General features: G+C 54.9%; 10 protein-coding genes. 5 read left to right on the top strand and 5 right to left on the bottom strand.

Going from position 1 to position 14,680, the window contains the following annotated elements:
• Positions 1–142 precede the first annotated feature (142 nt).
• On the top strand, positions 143–1,069 hold the full coding sequence (locus tag JMJ16_RS26835) for a DnaJ domain-containing protein (RefSeq protein ID WP_201386582.1): 927 nt from the start codon (positions 143–145) through the stop codon (positions 1,067–1,069).
• Between the two features lie 157 nt (positions 1,070–1,226).
• Entirely contained in the window at positions 1,227–2,144 is a 918-nt protein-coding gene (locus JMJ16_RS26830; protein ID WP_201386579.1) for a dihydrodipicolinate synthase family protein, read from the top strand.
• 60 nt (positions 2,145–2,204) lie between these two features.
• Here JMJ16_RS26830 and JMJ16_RS26825 read toward each other — a convergent pair whose 3' ends face one another.
• Positions 2,205–3,164, bottom strand: a complete 960-nt coding sequence (locus tag JMJ16_RS26825) for a zinc ribbon domain-containing protein (RefSeq protein ID WP_201386578.1) — start codon at positions 3,162–3,164, stop codon at positions 2,205–2,207.
• Positions 3,165–3,399: 235 nt separating this feature from the next.
• Between JMJ16_RS26825 and JMJ16_RS26820 the strand changes: the two genes are divergently transcribed.
• Positions 3,400–5,574, top strand: coding sequence for a sensor histidine kinase (locus tag JMJ16_RS26820; RefSeq protein WP_201386576.1), 2,175 nt, complete (start codon positions 3,400–3,402; stop codon positions 5,572–5,574).
• A gap of 108 nt (positions 5,575–5,682) precedes the next feature.
• Positions 5,683–6,165, top strand: a complete 483-nt coding sequence (locus JMJ16_RS26815) for a response regulator transcription factor (protein WP_201386574.1) — start codon at positions 5,683–5,685, stop codon at positions 6,163–6,165.
• A gap of 96 nt (positions 6,166–6,261) precedes the next feature.
• Here JMJ16_RS26815 and JMJ16_RS26810 read toward each other — a convergent pair whose 3' ends face one another.
• The 4 genes from JMJ16_RS26810 to JMJ16_RS26795 all read right to left on the bottom strand — a co-directional run bounded on the left by JMJ16_RS26810 (position 6,262) and on the right by JMJ16_RS26795 (position 10,268).
• Positions 6,262–7,398 carry a serine/threonine-protein kinase gene (locus tag JMJ16_RS26810; RefSeq protein ID WP_201386572.1) on the bottom strand — a complete coding sequence of 379 codons (1,137 nt, stop codon included), beginning with the start codon at positions 7,396–7,398 and terminating at the stop codon, positions 6,262–6,264.
• A 146-nt stretch (positions 7,399–7,544) separates the two neighbouring features.
• On the bottom strand, positions 7,545–8,900 hold the full coding sequence (locus JMJ16_RS26805) for an FHA domain-containing protein (protein WP_201386569.1): 1,356 nt from the start codon (positions 8,898–8,900) through the stop codon (positions 7,545–7,547).
• 175 nt (positions 8,901–9,075) lie between these two features.
• Positions 9,076–9,459 (bottom strand): FHA domain-containing protein, encoded by a 384-nt coding sequence (locus tag JMJ16_RS26800; RefSeq protein WP_201386562.1) that lies wholly within the window; start codon positions 9,457–9,459, stop codon positions 9,076–9,078.
• Positions 9,399–10,268: a protein kinase gene (locus JMJ16_RS26795; RefSeq protein ID WP_201386560.1), complete on the bottom strand. Its 870-nt coding sequence runs from the start codon at positions 10,266–10,268 to the stop codon at positions 9,399–9,401. Before JMJ16_RS26795 ends, JMJ16_RS26800 begins: the two co-directional genes overlap by 61 nt.
• 1,259 nt (positions 10,269–11,527) lie before the next feature.
• Between JMJ16_RS26795 and ppc the strand changes: the two genes are divergently transcribed.
• The gene (gene ppc, locus JMJ16_RS26790; RefSeq protein WP_201386559.1) at positions 11,528–14,437 is read left to right on the top strand and encodes a phosphoenolpyruvate carboxylase; all 2,910 of its coding nucleotides are present in this window, start codon (positions 11,528–11,530) and stop codon (positions 14,435–14,437) included.
• Positions 14,438–14,680: the final 243 nt, after the last annotated feature.

The following is a 14,680-nucleotide window of genomic DNA, read 5'->3' as shown; positions in this document are numbered from 1 at the left end:
ATACCTCCTACTCTCCCTGGTTGATCCGCGAGAGGATGAGCAAATGCTCATCCTCTCTTTTCTTTTCCTCTGGTACGATCCACTGAAAAGTTTTCTCCTTACAACCATTTTGGACTTCTGCCGTTATACAATAGAGGAATAAATGTTTAGCCTGCCACCGCGCAGACCAGCATGCAGCGAGATTAACGACAAAGATATGAAGTCAGAGAAAGATTATTATGCGGTTCTGGGTGTGGCCCCAAGCGCCACATCAGCCGAGATCAAGGAAGCCTTCAAGAAGCTGGCCTTACAATATCACCCCGACCGCAATAAGAGCGCGGACGCTAACGAGCGTATGGGCGAGCTCTTGAAGGCTTACCGGATCTTGAATGATCCTGAAGAGCGCAAGAATTATGACGCCCAACGCAAGCGGGGGAACGGCTCCACAACCATCCCAGGACAGGCCAGGAGTGCATACACGTCTGGGGGGGCAGCCCGTAGCAATAAGCACGAGGTCTCGCCGGGTGCCAGGCGAGATCGCCAGCGTCACTATGCCTTCCCCGCCTACAGGGTTGGTGAGCCAATGGTGGTTGATCTGGGGGAAATGAGTTATACCCTCTCATCAGACGAGGCCCTGACCCTGGCTGAGCAGGGGCTGTTACGTGGCAATGCCCCACGCCGTCCCACGGATAATGAGTTTTACTGTCACCGCTGTCACCATCACTGGAGCAACTCTGGTCATAAAGGAGAGCTGCCTCAGGCCTGCCCAAAATGTCACGCGCGTGACTGGCAGGAATATCTGCTGCTGCGCTGTAACCACTGCAAGGCTATTTTTGAAAGCGAACAAATTCGCTACGAGATCGGCGCATATACCTATAGCAAACCACATCACACCAGGGATGACCGCTGCCCTCCCTACGAACTCTTCCCCCTCTGTCCCTATTGTGGGCAGTCACAGTGGTGCCCGGCGGAAAATCACCGTATAAGCACGCTGCGCAAAAAATTGGAAACCCAGCGCCTCGTCTGGATTAGCGCTATCATAGTGTTTGTCGTCGTTGTAGGCATCATGGCCCTGGGTTTTCTTCACTAAAACCATACAGGACCAATGAGGGACCAGGCCAGGCCAAATTTTGTGGATGCTACAATGTCTTTTATACTGTCATAGAGTATTTGCTTGATACATTTATTTTTTCGATTCATCGTCCCGAGTGGCTTCGCGCACTCATCCTCAGCACAGGAGGCGTACCGTGCAGACCTTACTACCAAATGGTGTCTATCCCCCGCTACCCACCTTTTTCGACGCCCAGGAGAACCTGGACCTCTTCACCTTGCAGAGGCATATACGAGCCCTCCAGGAGAGCGGTATCGCGGGCTATGTTTTGCTAGGCAGCAACGGAGAAGCAGCCCATGTGACCTCTGAAGAGCGTGCTCAACTCGTATCCACAGCACGCGAGATGATGGATGAGAGCACAGACACGCTTCCCCTGATAGTTGGTTGTGGCGATCAAGCAACACGAACAACCATCGCCCATTGCCAGCTCGCGGCACACTCCGGCGCCACCATTGCGCTCGTCCTGCCACCTTTTTATTTTCGTAGCCGTATGGATTCTCAGGCGCTACTAAAACACTATCGCGCCGTTGCCGACGCCAGCCCCATACCAATTTTGCTCTACAACATGCCCGCCAACACTGCCGGCCTCGACATGGATGTTAGTCTTATTTGCCAACTCGCCGAGCATCCAAATATCATTGGGCTCAAGGACAGCAGCGGCAACGTCGCCAAAATGGCCAGCATCGTCGCCCAGGCCCCTGCGGACTTCAGTGTTTTCGCCGGGAGTGCCAGTTTCCTGCTACCCTCCCTGGCGATTGGCGCTGCTGGCACCATTGCGGCGCTGGCCAATATCTTTCCCCACGAGGTCTGCCTGGTACAAGCCCTCTTTGAGGCAGGGCAACTGGAGGAGGCTCGCGCGCTCCAGGCGCGCCTGATTCCCGCCAATACGGCAGTAACTACCACCTATGGCGTCTCAGGCCTGAAAGCGGCCCTCGAGATCCTTAACGGCTATGGCGGGCGGCCACGCATGCCCCTGCAACCACTTAGCACTCCTGAACGCGAACAACTATCGCGTCTCCTGGCAACTACGCCCATGGACGCAGCACACGTGTAGCTATGATGGCCCGACGCTACTAAAGTACGCGTCGGGCCGAGTAGTATGCCGTTACAAAAGCTACTGCACAGTATAATTTACTTTCTGTGCCAATTGCTTATCGCTACAGGCGGTCGAGGAGGCCCAGTAGATCTCCACGTGGCCTTGCCCCTTGCCACCTGTAATAGCATAGGAGTACGTCCTGGTAGAGGTTGCCTTGACCGCGATAGGATAGGTAGCAAATTGCTGGTCACCAATATACCACTGCAAGCAGGCCGCCCCGCCCTTGCCCGCAGGCAGTCCAAAGGTCACATACATTTTCTGTCCCGCCTGAAAGGTATCGCCCGTATCCGTCGGCTTGGCAGTCTGCATATCCACAGAATGCGCCATCTGGGCGTCGCTGACGTATTGAGAAGCGGGGTACTGCCCAGGATCTGTAGTGGGGGTTGGGGTTGGAGCCGTGTCCGTTGGCGTGGCCTGGGCATCTGGGGTCGGGGTTGTGCCACTCACGACCTGCTGGGGAGCACTTGTCGGGCTTGGTAACACCGTTGTCTTGTGATTATCATTCGAAGTCTGCGAAAACGCGGACGCAAAAACAAACACCAGTATCAACATGATCGCGCCGATGAATACGCTGATACCAGCGATGGTCAAAGGCAGGCGCGACGAGCGCTGGGGAGCTCGTGGCTGAGCAACATTTGTTGAGGCCATCGAACCGGCCGGGCCATTGAAGCCTGGAGGAGAGGCATAGGGCTGAGGGCCAGGGCGGCCATTGTTGGCAAAGAGTTGCTGCATTTGCGGGTTATAACTAGCCCCACCAGCTCCTCCCCCTGGTCCCTGTTGCCACTGCTGTCCCGGCACAGGCTGTCCAACTGGCGCGCCCGCAGCTGGCGGATACATACCGTTCCCCATTGGCGTAGGAGTTCCTGGCCCCTGCCCACCCTGCACTCTACCATCGTTCCCCTGATTTATGGCGGCGCCACAACGCGGGCAACTCGTGCGCGAAGGAGAAACGGGAAAACCACAATTCATACATCGCATAGATAAATCCTCTCGAAAAGCGTAGCCCCTTATGAAAGAGTGTTCATTTGATATGACGAAGCATCATCATATTTGTAATCATCAATAGAACTATGCGAGGCGACGGCCTCAGTTCGCCGTCTACTTGACACCTCTAGGCAGCACCTTTACAATACACTCATTGATAAAAGGTGATAGATTAAGTAAACATCCAGGCCACAGAGACCGTGGGATAGTTGGAAGCTAGGATAAAAACGTGACACAAGGCGTTAATGTAGAGCAGATACTGGCACCTCACTTGCCGCGCTTAAAAATGAGCCTGCAACACGCATGGGATGGGCATCAAGGACGAGAAAATGAGAACGACGCGTGGCAGCTCTTTCAGACGCTCATCGGCACACAGGATCACGATGAGTCATCCCTCACCGCACGCTTTGAGCAGGTAGGACGCCGACTCGTCACCTATGATGAGAAGCTCGATACGCGACTGCAAGAGATCCAGAGTTTTGTGGATGCCGCAGCCACCGAGATCAAGCACATCTTTCAGGAGCACCCCGAAGAACTTGTGACCACGCTTGGATACCTCTACCAACTACACAATAAAAGCGCCCTCGCACTCACACGAGGGTTCCAGCATGTCGTGGAACAGCAGGCCAGGACCACCACACATTTAACGCAGCAGCTTGAGCATCGCCTCCTCGCGCTTCAGCGGGTCAATGGCTACAGCAACTCTGCCATGGACCTGGACCAGACCCTCGAAAACACAGCACAGGTAATTGCCGAGGAGCTGAATGTCGATCTCTGCTCCATCTTCTTCTATGATGAGCTTCAACGTGTCCTGACCCTGCGTGCAACCAATGGGCCACGTCCCCTGGGTGGTATGCACTTCATTCTGCGCCTGGGTGAAGGCTATAGTGGATGGGTCGCCGATAAGGGCCGCCCCTTGCACTCGAACGACGCCCTGGGCGATCCCAACTTCGCCACCGAGGCCCGCTCATACAGTACCCCCTACCGGGGCGTGATGGCACTCCCCATCATCTTCTTTGGCACCGCCGAACGCCTCATCGGCGTCATCAGCGTGCAATCAAGCGAGCCGCGCGAGTTCACCCGCGACGAGGTGAACTTTGTCGAGGTAATTGCAGGCATCATCGCCATCAATATCGAGAATGGCCGTCTCTACGAGCAGACCGACGAGCAGCTACGCCGCAAGGTGCACGAACTCGCCACCATTCACCGCGTCTCCTATATCATCGCCTCCACTCTCAATCTGGAAGAGGTATTGCAGATTATCACCACGCAGGCTGTGCACCTCTCAGGTGCCGAGCGCTCGTGTATCTTTGAACTCGATCCCGACCGGCGACGCCTGCATGTGTTGGCACACTATGGGCTGAATCCCGAACAGGCGAGCAACCTCCAGATTGGCGTGGGCCAGTGTTGTGCCGGCCGAACCGTCCAGACCGGGCGTCCCAGCATGGCGGTAGACTGCTTCCATGCCGACGAGCATTGCTTTATTCATGATGACCCGACGCTCTCATCAGAGATTCACTCGGTACTCTGTGTCCCACTTAAGGTTAAGCAGAAGGTGCTGGGCTGTATCTGCATCTACAGTAGCCATCGTCACCTTCTCAGTCCTGAGCAGATGCAGCTCGTCGTTACCTTCGCCAATGAGGCCGCCATCGCCATCGAGAATGCGCGCCTCTACGAAGAGACCCGTCGTGGGCTCGAACTGAAATCGGTGCTTCTGCGCGAGTTACATCACCGCGTCAAAAATAACCTGGCCACGGTCGCGGGTATTCTCTCGCTTCAGCGCCGGCGCACCAGGTCGCCCGAGGTACGCCATATTCTGGCGGAGAGCGTCAACCGTGTACAAGGCCTGGCTGCCACACATGACCTGCTCGCGCATGAAGATGTCAGCGAGGCGCGCGTCGACGATATCGCGCGCAAGATTGTGGGCGTTGCTAACGCCAACCTTAGTCCACCCGAGAAGCGCATCTCCTTCCAGGTCGAGACCTGTCCCGTGGTTATTCCTTCCCGGGCCGTAACCATCCTCGCCCTGGTCATTAACGAAATGGTTTCTAACGCGATTAAGCATGGCATGGCCGAAGTAACACGCGGCACCGTCATTATTCGCGGCTTCGAGGAAGAGGATGGATATGTCGCCATCCAGGTACTCGATAGCGGCAAGGGGCCATCAGCCGAGCATGAGCAACAGGAAGAGCCTGGCGAGAGCGGCGAGGGTCTGGGTCTCTCCCTTATCAAGAACCTGATTGGCGACCTCGGTGGTCGCTTTGCGCTGCGACGCGAGACCATCACCCGTCCCGCCAGCACCAAACAAGGCGAGCAAACCAGCGGGGAGACGGCGGAGTATACAGTTGCGGAGGTCCGTTTCCCACTCCGTCGCTCGCGCCCAACCTATGCCTTGAATAGTTAATCTCGTTGCAACTTCTTTCTATTTGGTGGTATGCTGGGCCTCGCAGCCTGCGGCTGCGAGGCCCAGCATACCACCAAATAGAGATTGGAGAGAGTAGAGGCAAGAAAGATGCAGAACGAGTCTCCAGCGAAACACAGGATCCTGGTTGTCGAGGATGAGGCAGCCATTCAACAGGTTTTATGTTTCTTCTTAGAGCACAATGGTTTTGCAACGCAGGCCGCTTATAATGGGCAGGAGGCCATCAACCTTATTCCCCAGTTTCGCCCCCACCTGATCATCCTGGACCTGGTCATGCGCCCGGTTTCTGGCTGGGACGTTCTGCACTGGCTGCATAGCCATCAGACTAATCCCTCCATTCCCGTCCTCGTCCTCAGCGCCCTCGTTAATTTATCTGAACAACTCCAGGGCATCGAAGAGGGCGCCATCGAATATATTACCAAACCCACTCAGCCCAGCATTATTGTTGAGCGTGTGCGCACGATCCTCTCACTAACAGCAGAACAACGCCTGATGCTGCAACACAAACGCCTTGAAGAGCGACGCAAAATGCTTGAGCGGCTCCGCGCCAATCCCAGTGATCGCCTGCTATAAGACACCAGAGAAGTGGCACGAGAAGATCGCTGCGCTCGCAGTCCATGCCAGCATGGGCCCTACAGCTTGTGTGAATCTACCATTTAGCAGCGTTGGTTAGACGATCAGGGGTTGGCCGCACGCCGTACAGAAGCGATTATTAGCTGGATTCATCGTACCGCACGAGACACACTGGTTCATGGGCGCCCCACAGCGCGTGCAGAAGCGCATGTTGGGCTTATTATAATGCTGGCAATAATGGCAGGGATACATCGCCACCTGGCGACTCTCAGCCACAGAAGGAGCAGCCGGTTGCTGTGGTCGCACATAGGCACTGGCGTTTGGTTGAGCATAGTAGGGATTCGCTGGCGCGTTAGCTGCTGGATAGCTAGCTGCCGGCCCAGCTTGTAGTGAACTAAGCGCTTTACTGAGTGCATCCCCCATGTCGCTGGCGCGTTGATAGCGCTGCTGGGGATTTTTCGCCAGGGCCGTTAAAATGATATGCTCAATTGGGGCCGGGATATGTGGATTGAAGGATGTGGGACGCGGTGGTGGCTCATAGATATGGCTATGGGCCAGGGCGGGATAGTTATCGCCCCTGAATGGGGTATACCCCGTCAAAGACTCGAAGAGCATCACACCCAGGGCATAGATATCTGCGCGGCCATCCACGGAACCTCCCTGGCACTGTTCAGGCGACATATATTCAGGCGTGCCTACGCCAGCCCCCGGACGCGTCAGGTTGCTCTGCGTGACGGCAACAACCTTTGCAATACCAAAGTCAGAGAGAATTGGACGATCCGTATCCATGAGTACGTTCACTGGCTTGACATCACGGTGAATAATGCCCTGCTCATGTGCATAGGAGAGCGCGCTCGCGATCTGCGTAAAGATAGGAACGGCCTCGGTAATATCCATTACCAGCCCTTCACTATGCAACATATCAAGACGATTCTTCAGCGTCCCGCCTGTCACCAGTTGCATAACAATGTAGAGATGCCCGTTATATTCACTGGCATCATGAACTGTTACGATATTAGGATGGGAGAGGCGAGCAACAAGTTTTGCTTCTAGATTGAAACGTTCTACAAAGCTCCGGTCCGCGGCATACCAGGGCGGAAGCACTTTAATCGCAACCTCGCGATCAAGGTTCTCTTGAAATCCCTTATAGACGCGGGCCATGCCTCCCTGCCCAAGCTTGGCAAGAATGCGATAGTTGCCAAGCGTTGTTCCAATGAGATCGTCTTGCTCCATTGTATCGCAATGCCACGCAGGAATACATGCACCTTGTATACAAGAGGCACTTCGTGCCTACGTGGCAGTATCTATGTTCCTTCTGTAGATTTTTGTGCTGTACTACAACGTACCATGTTTCGCGCTCTCAAGCAAGAGAAGCGGGACTAACGCCTAGCAAAGACCAGGACCGTCTGTCCCAGCTGAATGCGATCGCCTTCCTGCAACTGATACGTCTGGTACTTATTCACCAGTTGCCCATTGACCTTCGTGCCATTCGCGCTGCCCTCGTCCTTCAAGGCATAGTTGCCATTGCCCATATTCACGATAGAGGCATGCAGACGTGAGACAGCCAGGTCTTCCAGGAAGATATCGCTCTCGCGGCTACGGCCAATGCTCAGGCTATCCTTGCGCACCTCGTAGATACGGCCAGGCTCTTTACCTTCCTCGACACGTACCATACCCAGGCCACCAGCCTGGCCACCGGGGCGAAGTACGGTTCTATCGGCATCGGAGGCAAACACGGTCTGATCCTGCTGCATCCCCGGGGTATTGGGTCCCGCGCCACCCTGTTGCCACGCGGGTGCCCCACCAGGCTGAGCGCCCCAGGCCCCTTGCTGCGGCTGTTGTGGCTGAGATGCTGCCTGATTCCAGGAGGGATTGGAGCCACCAAAGGACGCAGGCGCGGACTGCGACTGAGGAGCCTGTGCTCCCCAGGGCTGTTGCTGCCCCTGGTTCCAGGCTTCCTGCCCCTGCCCCTGTTGCTGCTGCCCCTGATTCCAGGGCTCCTGTGTGGCCGCTGGCGCGTTCCAGGAAGGCTGTGAACCCGCACCGGTCGCTGGATTGCCCCACTGATTAGCAGGCTGCGGAGCTGCGCTTGCTGGGGAGGCTCCCCAGTTACCTTGCTGCGGCTGTTGTGCGGCTGACGCCCCCCAACCCTGTTGCTGTTGCGGCTGTTGCGCAGCATCCCAACCCTGTTGTTGCTGCGGCTGTTGCGCGGCATCCCAGCCTGGCTGCTGCTGTGGCTGTTGCGCTCCCCAACCTCCCTGCTGCTGCGGCTGCTGCTGATTCCAGGCGTTGTTCTCTCCACCCTGGCCCCAACTCTGCTGCTGCTGTGGCTGCTGCGCAGCTGATGCTCCCCAGTTCTGTTGCTGTTGCGGCTGTTGCGCTCCCCAACCTCCCTGCTGCTGTGGCTGGGCCTGTGACTGGTTCCAGGCGTTGTTCTCTCCACCCTGGCCCCAGCTCTGTTGCTGTTGCGGCTGTTGCGCTCCCCAACCTCCCTGCTGCTGCGGCTGTGACTGGTTCCAGGCGTTGTTCTCTCCGCCCTGGCCCCAGCCCGGCTGCTGCTGGCTCTGCCAGTCGCTTGCGCTAGAAGCCTCAGCCTTTTTCTTGCCACTACTGCGAATAAGCAAGAAGGCGGCAATCAAGATAACAACAGCGAGAACAAGAATGGCGATTATAATTATTGGCGTGTTCACAGGCAAAGTAACCCCTAATACAAAAATGTGCTTGGCCTCTTTCATAACTTTACCCCTCTGATTGTAGGGGTGGCAGAAGTAATCTCGCCGCGACAAGGAGCCAGGCATTTCTCCAGTCGCGAACAGCTGCCACCCGAACTCAATCGGGCACCCTTGCGGGCACCCCTACGATTGCGACGCGCTTGTGTGCAACAAACTCAGGCCAGCCGACACACAACAACTATCGCAATTCAAAGCGTACCTCAACATTGCCGAAGCGGAGAATATCACCATCCTTAAGCTTACGCTCCTCATGCGGCGTTAAAATCTCTCCATTCAGGCGCGTCTTATTCAGGGCATTCAGATCCTCTACCGTATATGTTCCCTGCTGTCTACGCAGATACGCGTGTCTTCGCCCAACGGTCTTATGCTCCAGATCGATGTCGGGATATATACCTAGTGTCGGATCGTGCCGCCCCACTACAAGCAGTTCACCCTTGAGGGCGTAAGGCTGGCCATTCGCAAGCGCCACCAGGCGGGCCTCTTTCTGCTGTGAAGCTGCGGCTACGGCGCCAGATGGACGTCCAACGCCACTCGCCTGCAAGCGCTCAAGCAATTGATCCAATGCCGCAATGAATTCCTGGGGGTTGCATAACGCTCATCCGGTGTCTTTGCGAGTGCCTTCTGCATAAAGAGATCGGTCTCCATCGGCAAATCCGAGCGAAGCCGACAGATAGAGGGCACCTTCTCATTGATCTGCTTGATCACAATATCCACTGCGGTATCCCCCTGAAAAGGGGGGCGACCTGTAAGCATTTCAAATAAGACCGCGGCAATTGAGTATAGATCAGAGCGTGTATCAGCCGAACGGCTGCTTTCAGCCTGTTCTGGCGAGATATAATTAGCGGTCCCCATAAAGACATTGGACTGAGTCAACGTGACCGTTTCGCGACCACGCGCCAGGCCAAAATCGGTGATCTTCACAAGATTGCTTGTATTAATAAGGATGTTTTGCGGCTTGATGTCGCGATGCACAACACCCTGTTTATGTGCGATACACAACCCCTCAGCGATTTGACGTGCATACCCAATGGCCCGGATCGGGTCCATCAAACCATCATTGATCATATAATACTTCAAATTCTGGCCATCTATATAATCCATCACAATGTAGTGCATATTGCCATCATTGCCATAGTCAACAATGCGCACAATGTGAGGATCATTCAGATGCAAAAGAATATGCGCCTCTCGCTGAAAGCGTGCCAATAAGTCCTCGTCGCTTGAGAGATCCAGGTGCATGACTTTTACGGCGTAAATATGATTGCTCTTGAGGTCACGAGCAACATAGACAGTTGCAAAGCTCCCTCTTCCTCGTTCGTCAATAAGCTTATAGCGATCCCTGATGATGTGACCAATCATGTCGCCGTTCATAATACCCCTTTGTGGAGACACCCTCATGCCTTCAGGCAGAGTAAGGGAACAAAGGCAAATACTTTGCTCCACTTGACAATATCCATCCCATATTAGCGGCTTCATTATACACCATCTGCTTACGCATGTCATGGGAGTATACAGCCATTCCTACCTCGCTCCATTGCCCCTTTTTAATAAAACATGCAGAACATGCTTTTTTAGGCCAGGTACAATCAGAGATCAGGCTGGCTAAACTCCTTCAGGATAGCGATCAAACCGCTCTTTATTTCCAGTATTCACACACCTGAGAGACAGCAAAAGTTTACCCTTTTTGCTCCCTTCTCTCCAGAGATGCGAAGGTTTCTGACAGCGTATTCTATCATACCAGCCTTGAAAAGCGCTCTCTTTTAGGACTGACATAATATAAACGTCATCCTGCTGAGGTTTTGGACCCAACAGAGATTGCACTTTAGTTGCGCTTTATAGCCACACTTTGTAATTGAAACGTGCGACAGAAGGATGAAGTTGCATTTTCACCGGTTGCCAGACCCGAAGAGATCACGCCAAAAGCAAAAAAATAGGAGAGCCTCAAAATGAGGACTCTCCCATCACAGCCTTTCGGCCAACTACTCATGGAATGCTGCGGAAGAAGAACGCTGGAAGGACACTGCTTCTATTCGCCCTGCCGGGCGCTCCAGACACTCTTAAGAATTCAGCATATCTGAGCACGATACCTCACAAGAAACAACTCGCCGCCGAGCCAGACCATTCCTGTGATTGGAGAATGGTTCCTAGCTGTGCCTATCACCCTTGATAGTCACCTTTCGTACGCTTTGTACGAATCCGCCAAAACGTAACCTTTCGCCTACCTGCTATAAGTATAAATAGCAGCGCTCCATTTCTAAATAGCTATTTTACGAGAAGTTCTCACCATCCTTTATGTGCAACTTACACAAATGCCCCTTACTAATCAGCAATCACGCAGCCCTTCAAACAGTGCTTATTATCCACACAAAGATTCTCTCTGGCGCTAAATATTGTGCATTTTATCCATCCCCTCCCTATATAGCATTTTATTTACCTCTGCTCACGCAATGAGCCTCTGGTGAAGAAGTGTGCATGGAAAGAGGGCAAAGTCTTTTTTCCATGCACACTTCTTCACCCAGGAGCACAATACGCGCATCTTGTGTATGATAAAATGAGGAGGGCGCAACGACGAGCCAGCATGTCAGTGGCAATGGAGGCCGCGCTAGTATTTGAATTGGAAGATGTGCCATATGCTAGAACAAGAAACTCGCCGCGAAAAAGATGCTCCCCTGCGGTACGATATTCGCACTCTGGGCGATGCACTGGGGCAGGCCATCAAGCGCTATGGCGGATACACTGTCTTCGATACCGTCGAACGGTTGCGCATCTCCTGTAAGCGCCTGCGCGAGTGCACCGATCTTCTTGCGCATGCCAGCGACACAGAAGCTCAACGCCTGCACGCAGAAATTCATGAGCTCGACCAGGAAATTACACACATTGTCGCGACCTGTGACCTGGACACGGCAGTTGACGTTATTCGCGCCTTTACTGTCTATTTTCACCTGGTCAATACAGCCGAACAATACCACCGCATCCGGCGTCGCCAGGTCTATGAGGAGACACCTCACCACACGCCTCAGCGTGGCTCGCTTGCGGCGTTGATTGCCTTCTTCAAAGAGCAACAGCTCAGCCAGGAGACACTTCAGCAGCTCCTCGACTCGCTTGCCATCGAACTGGTATTTACGGCTCATCCCACCGAGGCCACGCGCCGCAGTCTGATCACAAAAACCAGCCGCATCGCGGGCCTGCTTGAGGACCGTGACCACGGGAAGATCAAAACACCGCGCCAGCAAAAAAGCTGGCAACACAACCTGGAAGGCACAATCGACCTGCTCTGGCGCACAGACGCGGTACGCCGGGTCCGCCCACAGCCTATTGATGAGATCAAAATGGGCATCTACTACCTGGATGAAGTGCTCTACCAGGCCCTGCCCGACCTCTATGCCGAGTTTGAGGACCTGCTGCACGAGGTTTATCCCCAGGCCCAGGTTCCCCCCTTCCTACGCCTGGGCTCCTGGATTGGCGGTGACCAGGACGGCAATCCCTTTGTCGGACCCGAAACCATGCATACCGCGCTCCGCCTTCAGCGCGAACACATCATCAATCACTACCGCGACACCATCGAACTCCTGGCCCAGGAATACTCACAGTCTCTCTCGCACACACGTATTACGCCAGAACTTCAGGAGGCTATCGAGCATGACACGCTCCTGTTACCACAATATGATCAAGAACTGGGTCCACAAACGGCCCTCGAACCCTACCGGCGCAAGCTCTCCTTCATCTGGAAACGCCTGGGCGCCACGATCACGCCTCCCTCATCGACCGAACCCTATACTCAGACCTTTGCACCGCAGTCCAGGCAGAAAGCCAGACCCTCCATCGCCTTCTCAAGCGCGGAAGAGCTACTGACGGAACTGCGCCTGATCCAGGATAGCCTGCTGGCGGATGGCGAGACCGAGCTGGCCCGAGGCGACCTTGCGCACCTGATACGCCAGGTCGAACTCTTTGGCTTCTACTTTGTGGCCCTGGATGTACGCCAGCATAGCGCGCGACACGCCAATGCCGTCGCCGAGTTACTTCAGCTCACGGGTCTCTGTCAGGAGGACTATCGCACCCTGGATGAGCCAGCACGCCTGCGCATCCTAGAAAAACTTCTCCAGGATCCACGCGTGTTGACGCGCCCCGGACTCAAGCTCAGTGACGACACCTGGCATATCATTCACACCTTCCAGGCTATTCGCCAGGCACGCGATGAATACGGTAAGCGCGCCGTTAGCTGCTATGTCATCAGCATGTCGAACAGCCTGAGCGATCTACTGGAAGTACAGTTCTTCTGCAAGGAGTTTGGCCTCGACGACCTACCTATCGTTCCGCTTTTCGAGACCATCGAGGACCTCCATAACTGCACCGATATCCTCGATCAGGCCTTTACGCATCCCGTTTATAGCGTCTACCTGGCCAATTGCCAGCGCCAGCAGCAGGTGATGCTTGGCTACTCCGATAGCAGTAAAGACGGCGGCATTCTCACCTCAAGCTGGGAACTCTATGAGGCGCAGCTACGCCTGGCCGCGCTGGGACGTAAGCATGGCATAGGCATCACAATCTTCCATGGGCGTGGCGGCGCCATTGGACGCGGCGGCGGCCCCATTTATGAGGCAGTCCTTGGCCAACCGCCAGGCACCGTCAATGGACACATCCGCATTACCGAGCAGGGCGAGATGCTCTCCTTCAAATACGGTCTCTACGAAATCGCCATTCGCAATATGGAACTGGTAGTAGCGGGCGTGGCCCGTGCCAGCATCCCTGATGAGCGCATCATTGAGAAGTATGTCCATCCGCATGCGCCTGAAGAGTGGCGAGACGTCATGCGCGAACTCTCGTCAAAGGCGCACGCGCGTTACCGTGACCTCATCTACAATGATCCTGCATTCATCACCTTCTTTGAGCAAGCAACCCCTGTTTCAGAACTGGGCTGGCTCAACATCGGCTCGCGTCCAGCACGGCGCGCAAAAAATCGCGCCATTGAGGAGCTCCGCGCCATCCCCTGGGTCTTCTCCTGGATGCAGAGCCGCTATGTGCTGCCAAGCTGGTACGGAGTCGGGAGCGCCCTGGAAGAATACATTGCCGATCATCCCGAGCACCTGGAGTTGCTGCGCCACATGTATCATCACTGGCCCTTCCTGGGCGCCTTCCTGGATAATTTGCAGATGACGCTCTCCAAGGCCGATATGCATATCGCCCAGCGCTATACCTCACTTGTGGAAGATCCCGCGCTACGCCAGCGCATCTCCCAGCAAATTCAAGAGGAGTATGAGCGTACGCGCAAGCTGGTCATCAGCATCGTCGGAGGCGAAAATCTTCTCGATACCTCGCGTGTGCTCCAGGAATCGATAAAACGGCGTAATCCCTATGTCGATCCCTTGAGCTACTTCCAGGTCGAACTCATCCAGCGTCTCCGTGTCCTCGGAGGGCCACTTATGCTGCGCAAAGATGAGGAAGAATCCGCGACCGAGCAGGATCTAGAGCGTGCTCGCCTTACAAGCGCCGTCCTACTCACCATCAACGGTATCGCCGCCGGCCTGCGCAATACCGGCTAATCCACGTCTATGGCGCTCATGGTATGGTGTGTGCAATTGGGGCAGAGCCCCAGTTGCACACACACACACACTCACTTTTTTCCCCATTGACATTTTGTGGGCTGACCTGTATCATAAATAACAGTAACAGAAATACTGAGTCTGTCCCGCGTTGAGCGAAAGAAGTACAGAAGCAGCAGCCAACAGCGATCCGAAGTAGAGTGGAAGTTCGGAACGGCCAGGCACTTCTCGAACGCCTTCGTG

The organism is Ktedonobacter sp. SOSP1-52 (assembly GCF_016587395.1).
This window is presented reverse-complemented; position numbering and strand designations above follow the sequence as displayed.

Excerpts from the sequence above, each read along its gene's own strand:
- JMJ16_RS26805 (WP_201386569.1), bottom strand. The coding sequence starts at position 8,900 with ATGAAAGAGGCCAAGCACATTTTTGTATTAGGGGTTACTTTGCCTGTG.
- JMJ16_RS26815 (WP_201386574.1), top strand. The coding sequence starts at position 5,683 with ATGCAGAACGAGTCTCCAGCGAAACACAGGATCCTGGTTGTCGAGGAT.
- JMJ16_RS26795 (WP_201386560.1), bottom strand. The coding sequence starts at position 10,268 with ATGAACGGCGACATGATTGGTCACATCATCAGGGATCGCTATAAGCTT.
- JMJ16_RS26825 (WP_201386578.1), bottom strand. The coding sequence starts at position 3,164 with ATGCGATGTATGAATTGTGGTTTTCCCGTTTCTCCTTCGCGCACGAGT.
- JMJ16_RS26835 (WP_201386582.1), top strand. The coding sequence starts at position 143 with ATGTTTAGCCTGCCACCGCGCAGACCAGCATGCAGCGAGATTAACGAC.
- ppc (WP_201386559.1), top strand. The coding sequence starts at position 11,528 with ATGCTAGAACAAGAAACTCGCCGCGAAAAAGATGCTCCCCTGCGGTAC.
- JMJ16_RS26810 (WP_201386572.1), bottom strand. The coding sequence starts at position 7,398 with ATGGAGCAAGACGATCTCATTGGAACAACGCTTGGCAACTATCGCATT.